This is a genomic window from Dehalococcoidia bacterium (genome assembly GCA_028711995.1).
Taxonomy (GTDB): Bacteria; Chloroflexota; Dehalococcoidia; order SZUA-161; family SpSt-899; genus JAQTRE01.
The window spans coordinates 1-15,243 of record JAQTRE010000072.1 but is presented as its reverse complement, the minus strand read 5'-3'; the positions used below and the strand labels follow the sequence as shown (position 1 = coordinate 15,243).

The following is a 15,243-nucleotide window of genomic DNA, read 5'->3' as shown; positions in this document are numbered from 1 at the left end:
AGTGCTCAAACCCTCAAAACCGAGGGCTTAACCTATGAGAATGTCACTTGAAAGTCAAAACGTCGGTTTCAAAAACCGTGTCAACTTCTTTCAGGGTATTCTTAACCCCTATTCTTAAACGGCCTCTATCTTGATCTGTCGGCAGAAGAAGGTAAACCCGGTCCCCTATCTGATTGCCGAGGCGATGGCTTCGAATATCGGCAGCACGGCCACCATCGTCGGCAATCCGCAGAACATGTTGATCGGCATCACTTCGGGAATATCATTCACTCGTTTCTTTCTTTATCTTCTACCCGTCTCGATTCTCTCCACTGTTGCTTTGGTGTTTATCATTGGGAGATTCTATGGCCATACATTCGATCAGGGTTTTGATCATTCCCCTGCCTCACCTGCCGATCCGCCGACATACGATATCCGGGCTCTCAAAAGGCTGGTGCCCATCCTGGCATTGGTGATAATCGCCTTCTTCCTCAGCTCTTTCCTCGATCTCGAGATGCCCCTGATTGCCCTGAGCTGCGCTGCCCTCGTATTGGTGGTGAGCACGAAGAAGCCTTCAGCCATCATCAAGGAAGTGGACTGGGTGCTGCTGCTTTTCTTTGCCGGACTGTTTGTGGTGATCGGAGGCGCTCATAAAGAGGGTGTGTTTGATGTGTTCATCGAAAGGATCGTCGTTTCCCCTGATTTTTCCGGCATTGCTTCCATATCGATTGTCAGCACGCTGGTCTCACAACTGGTGAGCAATGTGCCGTTGACCATGTTGGTTCTGCCCATACTCAGGAGTATTCCGGGCGATACGCTGTGGATTGCTCTGGCTGCTGGTTCGACCCTGGGCGGCAATCTGACCATTATCGGAGCCGTGGCCAATATTATTGTTGTTGAAAGCGCAGCTAGGGAAGGGGTGCAGGTGGGTTTCTTTGAGTTCCTGAAAGTAGGTGTTGCCGTGACTGTGGTGACCGTTGGATTGTCTATCCTGATCCTGGGAGGCGAATACTGGGCGGGCTGGCTTACCTAGGCAAGTGATTTATTCACCTGGGGAAAGGAGTCTAGGACTGGGAGTGAGAAACTGAAGTTTGAGCCCTGACCGGGTTTGCTTTCAGCCCATATCCTGCCGCCATGTGATTCGATGATCCGCTTGCAAATCGCCAACCCTAGGCCGCTGCCACCCCTCCTGTGGGCCACACCGCTTTCTACCCTGAAAAATCGTTCGAATATCTTCTCGGAATAATGACTGGGGATGCCAATACCTTGGTCGGTGACACTCACTACGATTTCGTTGCCCACGTGACTTACTTCGAGTGTAATCCGTGAGCCTTCCTTTGAATAAGAAACCGCATTTTCAACCAGGTTGATGACTACCTCTCCCAGGCGCACCTCGTCGACATAGATCAAAGGCAGGTTGGCCGGAATGTTGATCTCAAAGCGATGTTTGGCCACCAATCCTTTGAGTTTGTCACTGAGCTGGCTGACGATGGCAGAGATTCTGCTCGGCGTCTTTTCCAGGCTTATGGTGCCGGTCTCCAGCTGTGACATCTCCAGAAGGTCGTTCACCAGGTGATTGAGGGTGTCCGACTCTTTGTTGATAACCGTAAGGAAGTCTTTCTGTGTATCGGGATCCCACTGTACATCCGGCTGAATCAGGGTGCTGGCAAGCCCCTTGATGGCCGTTAGAGGAGTACGCAGTTCATGAGACACGCTGGCCAGAAGCTGGGTTCTCAGCCGATCGAGTTCCTCCAGCGCCTTGACCCGGGAAGCCTTTTCAAACAATCGGGCATTCTCGATGGCAATGCCCAGATGACTCCCTATAGTTTCCAGCAACTGTTCATCCAGAGAGGAAATCTGGCGGGGTTTCCGGCTCATGACAACAAGCCTTCCCAGAATCCGATTGCCCACTTTCAAAGGTACCCCGGCAAAGACTTTCAATCCCTCATCCCGGATGGCATCCTCCATGCAGATTCTGGGATCGGTTGGCAGATCTTCTATGAAGACCGATTGTCCGGATTGAAGGATGAGTCCGGTGATTCCCTCCGTTGTTTTCACGGTTGCTGCCTTTTCTCTGAACTCGGGGCGGAAACCCTGGAGGATTTCGATCGCGACCTCATTTTCCTCAGCAATCAGGGCAATGGCTCCCATTTCCATATCGATGATTTCCATCACCTTCGACAGGGAATCGTTCAGAATCTGGTTGATATCGTGGGACTGTCTCGTCGTAGCGGCGATTTCACTCAGTGCAGTGAGGATCCGATTCTTGCGGAGAAGTTCTTGCTCTGATTGCTTACGGGTGGTGATATTGCGGACGACAGCGATATACGACGATACCTTTCCACCTTTGAGCACTGGTGACATCTTCAGTTCGACGAATATACCCGTTCCATCTTTGCGCAGGAGCTCAAAGACGGGAGCAGAAGCAGTCGGCTGGCCAGCCAGGAAGAGGTCCATGTTGCGCCTCAGTTCCTGCTGCACCTCCTTTGAGGCGAAACCTGCGTCCATGTATTTCTTGCCGATCAACTCAGCGGATGAATACCCCAGCATCCTTTCGATTGACGGGGAGATTTCAAGGAGATTGAGCTCCGAATCAACTCGGGCAATGACATCGGATATATTCTCGAAGTGGAGCCGGTATCGTTCTTCGCTCTTCTGCAGTGCATCCTCCACCATCAATCGGGCGATGGCTTCTCCCAGATGACCGGTGATTTGCTCCAGCGTGTTGCGAGCCAGATTGGACACCTGATCCACCGAGTGGGAAGCAACATGGAGGCAGGCGATGACTCGACCTTTGTGAACGATGGGTAGGACGGCAAGGGCCTTTAACCCCTCACTGGTTTTGGCTTCGTCCGGTGGGTCCAGGTTCAAAAATTCGGAGAACAGGGGCGATGCACTCATCACCATGCGGGTATTGAGGGCATCGGCTTCATAGGATGATACGCGGGAGATAAAATCGGCTGATAGCCCCCGGTGGCATGCCAGCCTTAGCCCTCCCGAGACCTCCTCGACAAGATATATCCCCCCCGAGTCCATTCCGGAGGCTTCGATGGCCACGTCAAGGCAGAGGCGTATTCCCTCATCAAGCATAGCGGTGGCAGCCAGGCCCTGAGCCAGTCGGCGTTGAATGGCGGCTACCGTTTCCGACTGTTTGCGCTCAGTAATATCCGACGTCAATCCGTGCAGCAGCCGTTTCCCATCCTGTTGGGAGGTCAGGAGCCCTCTGGCGTGCAACCACACCCATTCTCCGTCATCCCTCCGGGACCTGTATTCCACTTCAATCGAGTTTGTTTCCTCACCCACCAGGGCCATTGCTTTCCGAAATCTCTCCTGATCATCAGGATGGACTTTTTCAGCGGTGAGAGGAAAGGATGTTTGAGTTATTTCGTCAATTGCGCAGCCCAGGACAGCTGGTGCATTTTGACTGATAAAAAGGACTTTGCCCGAGTCCCTTTCTGCAATCCATATCATATCCGGAATGTTGTCGACCAGGACACGATATCTCTCTTCGCTCTGACGGAGTGCTTTCTCCGCCTGTTTGCGCTCGGTGATATCTCTGATGATGGCCTGGATGGCCCACTTCCCCTGATAAGTGATTCTGCCTATGGAGAGGTCCGCATCAAACAGGGTTCCATCCCGGCGCAGGGCCTTGATTTCATAACGGCCGGGGATGGCTTCTCCCTGTTGCCTTAAATTGGCTCTTTCTATCATGGGGTGCCGATATTCTGGCGCCACAAAATCGGCAAAGGGATGCCCCAACACCTGGTCTTCGCTCTCATAGGCAAATATCTTCAGGCATGTCCGATTGATAAACTTGACCTCGGTCTGCTGAATGATGACGATTCCATCGATGGAGTTCTCTACCAGGCTGTGGTACTTGTCTTCCAGTTCCCGCAGGGCCTCCGCTTCTTTTGGGAGCGATGTGAATGGAACGCTTTGCTCATCCCCCGTCGTATGTGGCTGTTTGTTGTTCATTGCTTCGGCAACCGCCTTGGATTCAGTCCAATCTTCTGGCACTTCATGAGGTGTCCGTTTTTCGTTTTCCATTATCCACCTCCGGTGAGACTTAGCCTGAGGCTGTTTCAATAGGCCATTGGTAGACTGGGCCGAATATCTCAGTTCAGACTATCACGTCGCAATCTGAGGTGGAACCGTATCAGCCCTCATTTTGTATAAGAGCCTGCACGTAGGCACAGCTGTATTAAAGAAACTGAGGAGCAGAGTTCCACGGATTTCGCCAGTGGGTGAATGGTGTGTTTCCCGAACACATTTAGGATGTTATTGCTAACTCTTCGAGCAACTCAGGACAGGCTTTGGCGTGGCAACCTCGAATCCAGAAGGAAATGCTTGGATGTTCTACGGCTTTCCGTAAGGACAGTAGTGGCAGCGACTGGTACTTTACAATAAAACTCCAGTTTGCTAGAATTCAACCAGCCAGAAGCTCACATCAAGTGCCGCATAACGCACCCCTGATATATGAGTCTCATTTAGCGCAAAGGAGGGCTCCATGAACACCCAGATCGAGAGCTTTCTGAATTTCCTCTCCGTAGAAAAGGGGTTTTCTCAGAACACCATCGTCGCCTACAGGAACGATTTGCGGCAGTTCGCCGTCTTTGCAACAGCGAAGCTCTCCGAAAAAGGGAGTCCCCCCGATGACTGGTCCGCCATCGATCGAGACTTGCTTCTGAGCCATATCCTGGAACTCCGGGAGCGGGAATATGCTCCGGCCACCGTTGCCCGCAAGATAGCGGCGGCAAGATCGCTCTTCGACTTCATGGTCCGGGAAGGCATTGTTAAAAAGGACCCTACCGAGAATCTCGGCAGCACCAAGCTGGGCAAGCCATTGCCCCGAACGCTTTCCGTATCGCAGGTGGAAGCGCTTTTGGCTCAGCCTTCCAAGCACTCCACTCCGGAAGCAAAAAGGGATAAGGCGATGCTGGAACTCCTTTATGCCACTGGAATGCGGGTCACCGAACTGGTCTCCCTTGACGTCCATGACGTCAATCTCGATGACGGCTTTGTGCGCTGTTTTGGCAAGGGCTCCAAGGAGCGAATCATTCCCATCCACGAGCAGGCCATCAGGGATGTGACCGCCTATATTCAGGATGCTCGCCCGCAGATCGTGATTGATGACGAGCAAGCGCTGTTCGTTAATCACCGGGGACAGAGGCTTACGCGACAAGGCTTCTGGCTCATCTTGAAAAACTACGGCGCGGCAATTGGAATTGAGGATGAGCTTACGCCCCATACCCTTCGCCACAGCATCGCCTCCCACTTGCTCCACAGCGGAAAGATGAACCTGCGCGAGCTTCAGGAATTTCTGGGACACGCCAATATCTCCACCACTCAAATCTATACGCACCTCACCGATGAGCACGTCCGTAAAGTCTATGAAAGTTCGCACCCGCGAGCCAAGTAACTGAGGGAAATTTCGAATCGAATGATGCAGAGACCTCTTGAGGATAATGAACACTGAATCAGAGATCGCCTCATATCAGAATATGGATCGAATATGGCACCGAAAATAGAAAGCAAGTGGATCAAGGTCAAGGATGTTAACACGCACTATCTTGTTGGCGGGGAAGGTTTGCCGCTGCTGCTCGTCAATGGCGGGGGAGCGGCCACGGTTGAAAATGATTGGGCTCCTAATCTCGAACCCCTGGCTCAGCACTACCAAATTTATGCGCCGGACCTGGTGGGCTATGGCAAGACCGACAAGCCCAAAATACGCTACACCCAAAAGCTGTTCATCGAATTCCTCGATGATTTTACGGCAACCCTTGGATTGGACCGCATGAGCATCATCGGACATTCCCTGGGCGGCGGAATTTCCCTGGCCTACACGCTGAACCACCCGGAGAAGGTGGAAAAGCTCGTCCTGATCGATACCGCAGGGCTTTCGAACGATCTCACCCCCCTGGGGAAAGCGCTTCTGGGTATTTTCAAAACCGTAGCCCGCTTAAAGAAAGATGAGACCTACTATTCAACGATGACCGGCGGCGGAGACGGCGAGGTTCATGAAGTTTTCATGGATAGACTGTGGGAGATCAAGGCTCCCACCTTGATTTGCTGGGGCCAGTGGGATGGATACATGCCGGTCAAACTGGCCTACCAGGCCCACAAGCGGCTGCCGAACTCTCAACTTCACATCTTCAAACGAGGCTGGCATGCGCCCCATCGGTCAAGGGCCGAGGAGTTTAACCGGCTGGCTCTGGATTTTTTGAGGCAATAAATGGTGATTGGAGTAATCGGCGGAAGCAAATGCTCCCGGAAAGCGGCCAAGTTGGCCGAAGAAGTCGGCCGAGAACTGGCAACGCAGCAGGCTACGGTGATCTGCGGCGGACTGGGAGGAGTGATGGAGGCAGTCTGCCGAGGAGCCAAAGAAGCGGGCGGACAGACCCTCGGGATTCTGCCCGGAAATGATCGATCCGACGCCAATCCTTATGTAGATATTCCCATTGTCACCGGGATGGGAGAGATGCGCAATGTGGTCATCATCAAGTCGGCCCAGGCTTTGATCGCCATCGACGGCGAATACGGCACCCTCTCCGAGATCGGGCATGCCCTCAAAAGAGGGGTTCCGGTCATCGGATTGAATACTTGGGAGATTTCAAGAAAAGGAAAAGCGGACGATTCGATCATCATCGCCGAAGATGCCAAGGATGCGGTTCAAAAGGCATTGAAAGCTATCACCCCCTAACCCTCTCCCCTTGTGGGAGGGATTAGAGGGAGGGAAAAAGGAGAACAAATGAAAATCGATAAAATCAAAGCCCGGGAAATCCTCGACTCCCGGGGAAATCCCACCGTCGAGGTGGAAGTGAGACTGACCGATGGAAGCATCGGGCGGGCGGCGGTGCCCTCCGGGGCAAGCACCGGCTCCCATGAAGCGCTGGAGCTTCGCGATGGAAACAAGAGCCGATACAACGGCAAAGGTGTCCTCCGGGCGGTGGCCAACGTCAATGAGAAAATCGCTCCGGCCCTCATCTGGAAGCCGGCCACGGCGCAAGAGGAGATCGACCGGATCATGCTGGTGCTCGATAGCACGCCCACAAAATCCAATCTGGGGGCCAACGCCATCCTGGGGGTATCGCTCGCCGTCGCGCACGCAGCCGCCAACTCATCCAAACTCCCCTTATATCGCTATCTCGGCGGGGACAATGCTCATCTCCTGCCCGTGCCGATGATGAACATCCTCAACGGCGGAAAACACGCTGAGGACTCGGTGGATTTTCAGGAGTTCATGATCGTCCCGGCCGGAGCACCCACTTTCGCAGAGGCCCTGCGAATGGGGACGGAAATCTATCATGCCCTCAAAAAACTGCTCAAGGACAAGGGGCTAACCACGGCAGTAGGAGATGAGGGAGGCTTCGCTCCGGCCCTGCCTTCGAACAAAGCCGCGGTGGAGATGGTCCTGAATGCCATCGAAGCGGCGGGGTACAAACCCGGAGACCAGTGCTTCATTGCCCTCGATACCGCATCAACCGAGTTCTACAAAGAGGGCCAGTACGATCTCGCCAAGGAAGGCCGAAAACTCTCCAGTGCCGAGATGGTCGATTATTACGTCGATCTGACCTCCCAATATCCGATTATCAGCATCGAAGATGGCCTGGCCGAGGACGACTGGGAGGGTTGGCAGCTCCTCACCCAGAAGATCGGTCCGAAGGTGCAAGTGGTCGGCGATGACCTTTACGTCACCAACATTCAGAGGATTTCCCAGGGAATTCAGCAGAAGGCGAGCAATTCAGCGCTGATCAAGCTGAACCAGATCGGAACCCTGACCGAGACCCGGTCGGCCATCGAGATGGCGCGAGGGGCCGGCTGGACCGCTGTAATCAGCCATCGATCCGGCGAGACGGAAGATACCACCATCAGCGACCTCTGCGTAGGCCTGAGCACCGGACAGATCAAAACCGGCGCTCCCTGCCGCTCCGAGCGTGTCGCCAAATATAATCGGCTCCTCCGCATCGAGGAAGAACTGGGTTCCAACGCCCGATATGCCGGCCTGTTCGCCTACATGAACCTGAAGAGAAAGTGAGCCGATGGAGATTGTTTCCGGCGTTCATCAGATCAAGGTCCCTCTGCAGATACCGAACAGCCCCCTGGGCTTTGTGAATACGTATCTAGTCGCAGGCACTGACGGGTGGACGCTCATCGATACCGGATGGAATGCGCGAGGGTCGTTTGAGGCTTTCGAGAGACAGCTCAAGGATACAGGCCTCGGTTTCAAGGATATCCGCCTGATCCTGATTACCCACGTTCATCCCGATCACTTTGGCCTGGCGGGAAAATACAAAGAGCTTTCCGGCGCCAAGATCGCCATCCATCAGGCGGAGAAGGCTTTCATCGAATCGAGATACGTATCGGAAGACCTCCTTCTGGAGCAGATGGGGCAGTGGCTTCGTCGCCACGGAGTCCCTGAAAGTGAGTCTCCCCGGCTCCAGAAAGCCTCGATCCCCGTCAAGCGATTTGTGGTGCTGACGGTTCCGGAAAGGACGATTGCCGGGGGAGAAGTCATCGATACGGGCCTTTTCAAGCTGGAAGTGATTTTGACGCCAGGGCATTCTGAGGGCCATGTCTGTTTCTATGAACGGTCGAAGAAACTCCTGTTTTCGGGCGACCATATTCTGCCGCAGACTTCTCCCAATATCAGCCTCCACGTTCAGTCACCCGGCAATCCTCTTGGCGACTATCTCCGGTCGCTGAAGTCTATGCGCGGCCTGGAGGTGGAACTGGTCTTGCCCGGTCATGAGGATGTGTTCACCGATCTTCCCCAACGGATCGACGAACTCTTGAAACACCACAAGGACAGGTCGGCTGCTATTCTGGATCAGATCAAGGACGAAGCCAAAACGGCCTATAGGATTGCCCAGAAGGTCCCCTGGGGATTGGACAGGGGAGGGATAGCCTGGGAAGATATGCCGAATGTGGATCGGCGATTGGCGGTGACGGAGGCACTGGCTCACCTTGAGGCGCTGGTAATCGAGAAGAAAGTCAGAACGTTCGTCCGGGACGGGCACGCTTTCTATGCGAGGGTCTAAGCTATTTGGACTGGCTATTGCGGCAGGGTATGACGCCATCCGTTCATACTTCGAGAGCCTCAGCACGAACGGAACCCTTCTCCCCGTTCGCCCTGAGCTTGTCGAAGGAGAGCATAGAAAAGACAAAAGCAAGACACTGACCAAACAAACAACCACTGGGTGGCCTTCGATTAGGGGGTGGAACATTTTCTCCGGCCGGGGTCAGGGGGTTGATCGGCGCTTAATCAAAGCGTCCGTGGATTTGCCTTGACATCATTTACTTTGAGTCACTATCATTAGGACACAAAATACAATTGAGGGAGGGTTCATCCATGGCAACTAAAATCGGAATCAACGGATTCGGGCGCATCGGCCGTCTGGTCTTCCGCATCGCGGCCAAGAACCCGAACATCGAAGTGGTCGGCATCAACGATCTGGTCCCGGCCGATAACCTGGCTTACTTACTGAAGTACGATTCCACCCATCGACAGTTTGACCTCCCGGTGAAAGCCGATGGCGAAAATATCGTTGTGGGCAGCAAGAGGGTTCCGTGCTTCGCGGTGCGCAACCCGGAAGAGCTGCCCTGGGGCAACCTGGGTGCGGATATCGTTGTCGAATCCACGGGCCTGTTCACCGATTTCGATGGCGCCGCCAAACACCTGACCGCCGGTGCCAAGCGCGTGGTGATCTCTGCCCCGACCAAGAGCACTGACAAAGTGCCCACGATTGTCATGGGCGTGAACGAGAAGACACTCAAAAAGGATGCCATTGTGGTGTCCAATGCTTCCTGCACCACCAACTGTCTGGCTCCGATTGCCAAGGTGGTCAACGACAAGTTCGGCATTCTGGAAGGGCTGATGACCACCATTCACGCCGTCACTGCCACCCAGCCCACTCAGGATGGCCCCAGCAAGAAGGACTGGCGCGGCGGCCGCAACGGTTACATGAATATCATCCCCAGTTCCACCGGCGCGGCCAAAGCCGTTGGCCTAGCTTTGCCCGAACTGAAGGGCAAACTAACCGGCATGTCCTTCCGGGTACCTACCGCCGATGTCTCCGTGGTCGACCTGACCGTGCGTACCCAGAAGGAAACCAGCTATCAGGAAATCTGCGCCGCCATGAAGGCTGCCTCCGAAGGCGAAATGAAAGGCATCCTCGGCTACACTGATGAAGAGGTGGTCTCCAGCGATTTCATCACCTGCCCACTGAGCTCCATCTTCGATGTCAAGGCGGGGATCGGGCTCTCCAACACCTTCTTCAAGCTGGTGAGCTGGTACGACAACGAGTGGGGCTATTCCTGCCGCGTGGTCGACCTGATTGAGTACATGGCCAAGCAATGAGGCTCGCTGGACATACTTAGACTCCGGGTCAGGCCCGGAATGACACCTTTTGGAATGCAGGGGCGAAGCATTCCGGCACGGCTCCAGTGGAAACGGAACAAGCAGGAAATACCCGGAGCAACCTGCTATACTTGTTCCTGAACAGAGACTCAAGGAGGGTTGAGGCGTGTCAGGAGCAGAAACTTTGGGCTGGATCGCCGGGGCTTTCACCACATTCAGTTTTATTCCCCAAATCCTGCGGGTTTTCAAGTTGAAGAGCGCTCGCGAAATCAGTCTCGCCTTTTCTGCCTCGCTCTTGATTGGTCTGTTGATCTGGCTCGGTTACGGGATAGCCGAAGGCCTTTTCCCGGTTATCCTCTGGAACGCCGTTGCCGCAAGCCTTATCATCACCCTCCTCTATGCCAAATTCAAATACGGGAGGTAGGCCTTCCCCCCGCTTCAATCCAGTTTCAGCGGCCCATTCCTGAGCATTTTCTTTTGCGGCAGCGTCTTATAAATACAAGCGCTACCCAAGGAGGGCATCTATGAAACGAAACCTAGCCGTCATTGCCACACTCATTCTGGTACTGCTGGCCCCAACTGTCCTGGGTTGCGGATCAGCAGCAAAACCCAAGGTTGCCAGCGTATCCGTCGCCAGCTATATCGCTATAGCACCCAAGACGCTGCACATCGGCGAGAACGCCGCCGTCACCTTCACCCTGCTGGGAGAACAAGGCCAGCTCACCCGCGACACCGTATCCGTCGACCTCCTCAGCGACGGCAAGTCGGTTGCCTCGGCCAAAGAGCAGGTGATCGGCAAAGGCCAAATCGAGATCAATGTCCCTTCAAGCCTTCTCGAAGGCGATTACCAGCTTCGGGTCAAAGGTTCGGACTTCGATGAGCAGGCCAGCATCCAGGTAAAAAGGAGCCTGCTGGTCTTCCTGGAAACCGACAAGCCCATCTACAAACCCGCCCAGACCCTTCACATCCGGGCGATCACCCTCAACTCAGACCTCCGGCCCCTGAGCGAGACCATCATCGTGGACGTTCTGGATGCCAAGGGGATCAAGATATTCCGCAAGGAAGTTAAAACCGACGACTACGGCATGGCCACTCTCGATCTGCCTATCTCCGATGAACCCAATCTGGGCACGTGGAAGATCAATGCCGCCGTCGGCGAATCGAAAACTCAGCTCGATGTGCGGGTGGAAGAATACGTGCTGCCGAAGTATGAGGTCACAGTGGACCTCCCCAAAGAGTGGTATCTGATCGATGAGCCGATCAAGGGAACCATCTCCGCCGAATACAGCTTCGGCAAGCCGGTCAAGGGAGAACTGGAGATCGTCGCTTCCCGATACGTCGGCAAGTGGGAAGAGTATGCCACCGTAACCAAGGAGATCGACGGCCAGACGCAATTCGAAATCCCGGCCGTCCAGTACGTTGCCGGAGTTCCGGAAGCCCGCGGCATGGGAAATGTGACCCTCGATGTCACCGTCAGGGAGCAATCCACCGGCTATCAGGAGAAGACGACTCGGATGTTCACCATCGCCCAGTCGCCTCTCACCGTTCAGATCATCCCGGAAAGCATAGTGTTCAAGCCCACATTGCCCTTCAATTTCCTTATCGTCACCGAGACGCCGGATAACCAGCTGACCGATGCGCTCGTTCAGGTGACGGTAACTTATGTCGATAAAGACTTCGATCAGTTCAAAAAAGACACCACTCCGGTGAAAACACAAGGCGGAAAAGCCATCCTTTCCTTCACTCCGCCCGAGAAAGCCACCGCCCTCCAGATAGAAGCCTTAGAGCTCACACCCATATCGTCCCGGCAACCCGCTCAAGCTACCCGGACCGTTGAGGCAGGCTATTCTCCTACGGGGAATTTCATCCATTTGGAGCAGGTGAGCCAGGGCATCCCTCAGGTAGGACAGAATGTGGTGTTTAAAGTATATTCCACCAGGGAAGCGACCAACTTCTACTATGAGGTCGTCTCCCGCGACAAGGTGGTTTTCAGCGCTTACACTCAAGACAACGAGATTTCTGTTATGGCCACCCCTCAGATGGCGCCATCGGCCAGGCTGCTGGTCTACCAAATCCTGCCCAACAGCGAGGTGGCTGCTGACTATCTTCCCTTCAGCATCGATGCCCGTTACCCCAATGCGGTAACGGTTGATTTCTCCACAGATGAGGCCAAGCCCGGCGATGAAATCACCATCGATGTCCAGAGTGATGGCCAATCCAAGGTGGGCATCGTGGCGGTGGATAAGTCGGTGTTCATTCTGGCGGAGAATCGGCTTAACCTGCAGCAAGTCTTCGATGAACTGGAAAGGCTCTATATGCAGCCGCAGGTGGAGCTGCACGAAGTCAATATCTATTCCGATATCGCCACTCGAGGTGCCAGCGAGACATTCAGCGATGCCGGAGTGATAGTGCTCAGCAATCAGAAGGTTCCGGAAGGAAAGGAATACCAAAGCCCCGTGCGAGCCTGGGCAGATGGCGGGGTCATGATCAAAGGACAAGGGTTTGCTAATGCCGAAGAGATGGTTGTACCATCGGCTGCTCCATCTCCCACCGAAACTGCGAGTGAAAGCTTGGCCGAAGTCCAGCGCGTTCGGCAGTTCTTCCCGGAGACCTGGCTGTGGCAGGACGTCACCACCGATTCCAAAGGCAAGGCTTCTGTCAATGCCACGGTTCCTGACAGCATCACCACCTGGGTGCTGCGCGCCGTAGCGCTTTCCAAGGAGAAGGGTCTGGGAATCGGCGAAGCTCAACTGAAGGCTTTCCAGCCGTTCTTCCTCAGCATCGACCTGCCGTATTCCTCCATCCGCGGCGAGGAGTTTCCGGTGAAAGTGGCCATCTATAATTACCTGAACGAGACCCAGAAGGTTGTGGTGAAGATCGATCAGTCTGACTGGTTTGACCTGTTGGACGAAGCGTCGCAATCGGTGGAGATCGCGCCCAACGAAGTCGGTGGGGTGGAGTTCATGATCAGACCCAGAGCTTTGGGGATCAACCAGATCAAGATCACCGCCCAGAGCACCCAGGCCGCCGATGCCGCCATCAAGACCGTCATCGTGGAGCCGGAAGGCGTGGCCCGTGAAGAGGTTCAAAACATCACCCTTTCCGCCGGAACCTCCCAGACGCTGGATACCTCCATTCCCGCACTGGTGGTAGAAGATTCCGGGCGAGCGTATCTGGCCGTCACCGCCAGCTTTTTGACCCAGACCATCGACGGGCTGGACCAACTCCTGCAGATGCCCTATGGCTGTGGAGAACAGAACATGATCGTCTTTGCTCCCGATGTGTTCATCACCAAGTACCTCCAGGAATCGGGGCAGATCAAACCGGAGATCATGGCCAAAGCCGAGAAACTGATGATCACCGGCTACCAGCGAGAATTAACTTATCGGCACCGCGACGGCAGTTTCTCTGCTTTCGGCGAGCAGGATGAATCGGGCAGCCTGTGGCTCACCGCCTTTGTCCTCAAGAGTTTTGCCCAGGCCAAAGGCTTGATCTATATCGACGATGCCATTCTGAGCGAGGCTCAGCAGTGGATCACCTCCCATCAGAAGGCCGATGGCTCCTTCGAGTCCGTTGGATTCCTTCATCACCAGGAACTACTGGGCGGACTTCAGGGCAAGGATGCCCTCACGGCCTATGTGGCCATTGCGCTGATGGAGAATTCGGAAAAGAGCGCCTCGGGCAAGGCGGTGCGCTACCTTGAGGGTCGGCTGGACGAAATGGATGATGCGTACACACTGGCATTGACCGCCTATGCCCTGGAGCTTGCCGGAAGCGGACTCAAAAATACTGCACATGACAAACTGATGGACATGGCTCAAGCAGACGAAAACGGCCTGCACTGGGGTAATGAGGTCGAGATCGTTCCCATGGAGAAACAAGGGGTTGCTCGACCATGGATGCCTCCTCAGAACCAGAGCGCCGTCGTCGAGACCACTGCCTATGCCACACTGGCGCTCACCAAGCATGGCGACGCTTTCAACACCTCCAGAGCAGCCAAGTGGCTAGTCTCCCAGCGCAATGCCTACGGCGGATATGGCTCTACCCAGGACACGGTCGTGGCATTGCAAGCCTTGACCGAGCAGGCCAGCGGCGCGAGGGCGGACGTTGACCTGCGAGTGATCGTGACAGGCGCCGGACCGGATAAAGAAATCAAGATCACGCCGGAGAATTTCGATGTGCTTCAGATCATCGATGTCCCGGTCGATAAGGAGATTCAGGTTCTTACAGCTGGCAAGGGAGAAGCCATTGCCCAGTTGGTGAAGCGGTTCAATCTGCCGGAGGTGGATCAGGTAACAGAGCCGGTGATGAAAGTGAACGTCAGTTACGATGCCACCGAGGTGGAAGTGAATGACAAAGTGAAAGTCTCAGCGACGGTGGAGTTCAACCCGCCCAAGGAGATGGGGCTGGAAATGGAAGCCGGGATGGTGGTGGTGGATATCTCCGTTCCCACCGGGTTTGCTCCCGTGACTGACACTGTGGCTGCGGTAGTGGAAAACAATAAGAAATTCAAACGCTACGACGTGGCGGGGCGGAAGGTGATCTTCTACATCGAGAACATGAAAGCCGGTGAGAAGATATCCTTCAGCTTCGATGTCCAGGCGATGTATCCTGTAAAAGCCAAGGGCGTTGCCTCGACGGCCTACTCCTATTACCAACCGGAACTCAAGGGAGAAAGCCTGAGCCAGGCGATTGTGGTGAACTGATTGATCGGTGAGGGGGCGAAGCATTTCCTGCTATCGGAAATGCTTCGCCCCTACTGTATAATGGAACCAATGAAACAGATCAAAGCATCCATAATCTCCTCTGCTCGCGTGATGCCCGAGGTCTTCTTGATCTGGGCCGATGCCCCTGAGATCACCGCCGATTTCCGGCCCGGGCAGTTCGTGACCATCCGCTGCGGGGAG

At 54.7% G+C, this 15,243-nt stretch carries 10 protein-coding genes; 9 read left to right on the top strand and 1 reads right to left on the bottom strand.

Annotated features, from left to right (window positions below):
* Window positions 1-130: 130 nt before the first annotated feature.
* Window positions 131-1,012, top strand: coding sequence for an SLC13 family permease (locus PHV74_10255; protein ID MDD5094744.1), 882 nt, complete (start codon window positions 131-133; stop codon window positions 1,010-1,012).
* Here PHV74_10255 and PHV74_10250 read toward each other — a convergent pair.
* Complete coding sequence (locus PHV74_10250) at window positions 1,009-4,026, bottom strand: PAS domain S-box protein (GenBank protein MDD5094743.1); 3,018 nt, start codon at window positions 4,024-4,026, stop codon at window positions 1,009-1,011. The two genes, PHV74_10255 and PHV74_10250, sit on opposite strands and share 4 nt — an antisense overlap.
* A 460-nt stretch (window positions 4,027-4,486) precedes the next feature.
* Here PHV74_10250 and xerD point away from each other — a divergent pair, with 460 nt between their 5' ends.
* The 8 genes from xerD (at window position 4,487) to PHV74_10210 (ending at window position 15,042) form a co-directional block, all read left to right on the top strand.
* Window positions 4,487-5,398: a site-specific tyrosine recombinase XerD gene (xerD, locus tag PHV74_10245; protein MDD5094742.1), complete on the top strand. Its 912-nt coding sequence runs from the start codon at window positions 4,487-4,489 to the stop codon at window positions 5,396-5,398.
* Between the two features lie 93 nt (window positions 5,399-5,491).
* Window positions 5,492-6,211, top strand: coding sequence for an alpha/beta hydrolase (locus PHV74_10240; protein ID MDD5094741.1), 720 nt, complete (start codon window positions 5,492-5,494; stop codon window positions 6,209-6,211).
* A complete protein-coding gene (locus PHV74_10235) occupies window positions 6,212-6,679 on the top strand; it encodes a TIGR00725 family protein (GenBank protein ID MDD5094740.1) in 468 nt (155 codons plus the stop codon).
* A gap of 48 nt (window positions 6,680-6,727) precedes the next feature.
* On the top strand, window positions 6,728-8,014 hold the full coding sequence (eno, locus tag PHV74_10230) for a phosphopyruvate hydratase (protein MDD5094739.1): 1,287 nt from the start codon (window positions 6,728-6,730) through the stop codon (window positions 8,012-8,014).
* A gap of 4 nt (window positions 8,015-8,018) precedes the next feature.
* Window positions 8,019-9,017, top strand: coding sequence for an MBL fold metallo-hydrolase (locus tag PHV74_10225; GenBank protein ID MDD5094738.1), 999 nt, complete (start codon window positions 8,019-8,021; stop codon window positions 9,015-9,017).
* 311 nt (window positions 9,018-9,328) lie between these two features.
* Entirely contained in the window at window positions 9,329-10,336 is a 1,008-nt protein-coding gene (gene gap, locus PHV74_10220) for a type I glyceraldehyde-3-phosphate dehydrogenase (GenBank protein MDD5094737.1), read from the top strand.
* A gap of 166 nt (window positions 10,337-10,502) precedes the next feature.
* Window positions 10,503-10,760, top strand: a complete 258-nt coding sequence (locus PHV74_10215; protein MDD5094736.1) for a PQ-loop domain-containing transporter — start codon at window positions 10,503-10,505, stop codon at window positions 10,758-10,760.
* 100 nt (window positions 10,761-10,860) lie between these two features.
* Entirely contained in the window at window positions 10,861-15,042 is a 4,182-nt protein-coding gene (locus PHV74_10210; GenBank protein MDD5094735.1) for an alpha-2-macroglobulin family protein, read from the top strand.
* The last annotated feature ends 201 nt before the right edge of the window (window positions 15,043-15,243 follow it).

Bases quoted from the DNA above. Each gene is read 5' to 3' on its own strand.
- PHV74_10250 (MDD5094743.1), bottom strand. From the start codon at position 4,026: ATGGAAAACGAAAAACGGACACCTCATGAAGTGCCAGAAGATTGGACT.
- xerD (MDD5094742.1), top strand. From the start codon at position 4,487: ATGAACACCCAGATCGAGAGCTTTCTGAATTTCCTCTCCGTAGAAAAG.
- PHV74_10240 (MDD5094741.1), top strand. From the start codon at position 5,492: ATGGCACCGAAAATAGAAAGCAAGTGGATCAAGGTCAAGGATGTTAAC.
- PHV74_10235 (MDD5094740.1), top strand. From the start codon at position 6,212: ATGGTGATTGGAGTAATCGGCGGAAGCAAATGCTCCCGGAAAGCGGCC.
- eno (MDD5094739.1), top strand. From the start codon at position 6,728: ATGAAAATCGATAAAATCAAAGCCCGGGAAATCCTCGACTCCCGGGGA.
- PHV74_10225 (MDD5094738.1), top strand. From the start codon at position 8,019: ATGGAGATTGTTTCCGGCGTTCATCAGATCAAGGTCCCTCTGCAGATA.
- gap (MDD5094737.1), top strand. From the start codon at position 9,329: ATGGCAACTAAAATCGGAATCAACGGATTCGGGCGCATCGGCCGTCTG.
- PHV74_10210 (MDD5094735.1), top strand. From the start codon at position 10,861: ATGAAACGAAACCTAGCCGTCATTGCCACACTCATTCTGGTACTGCTG.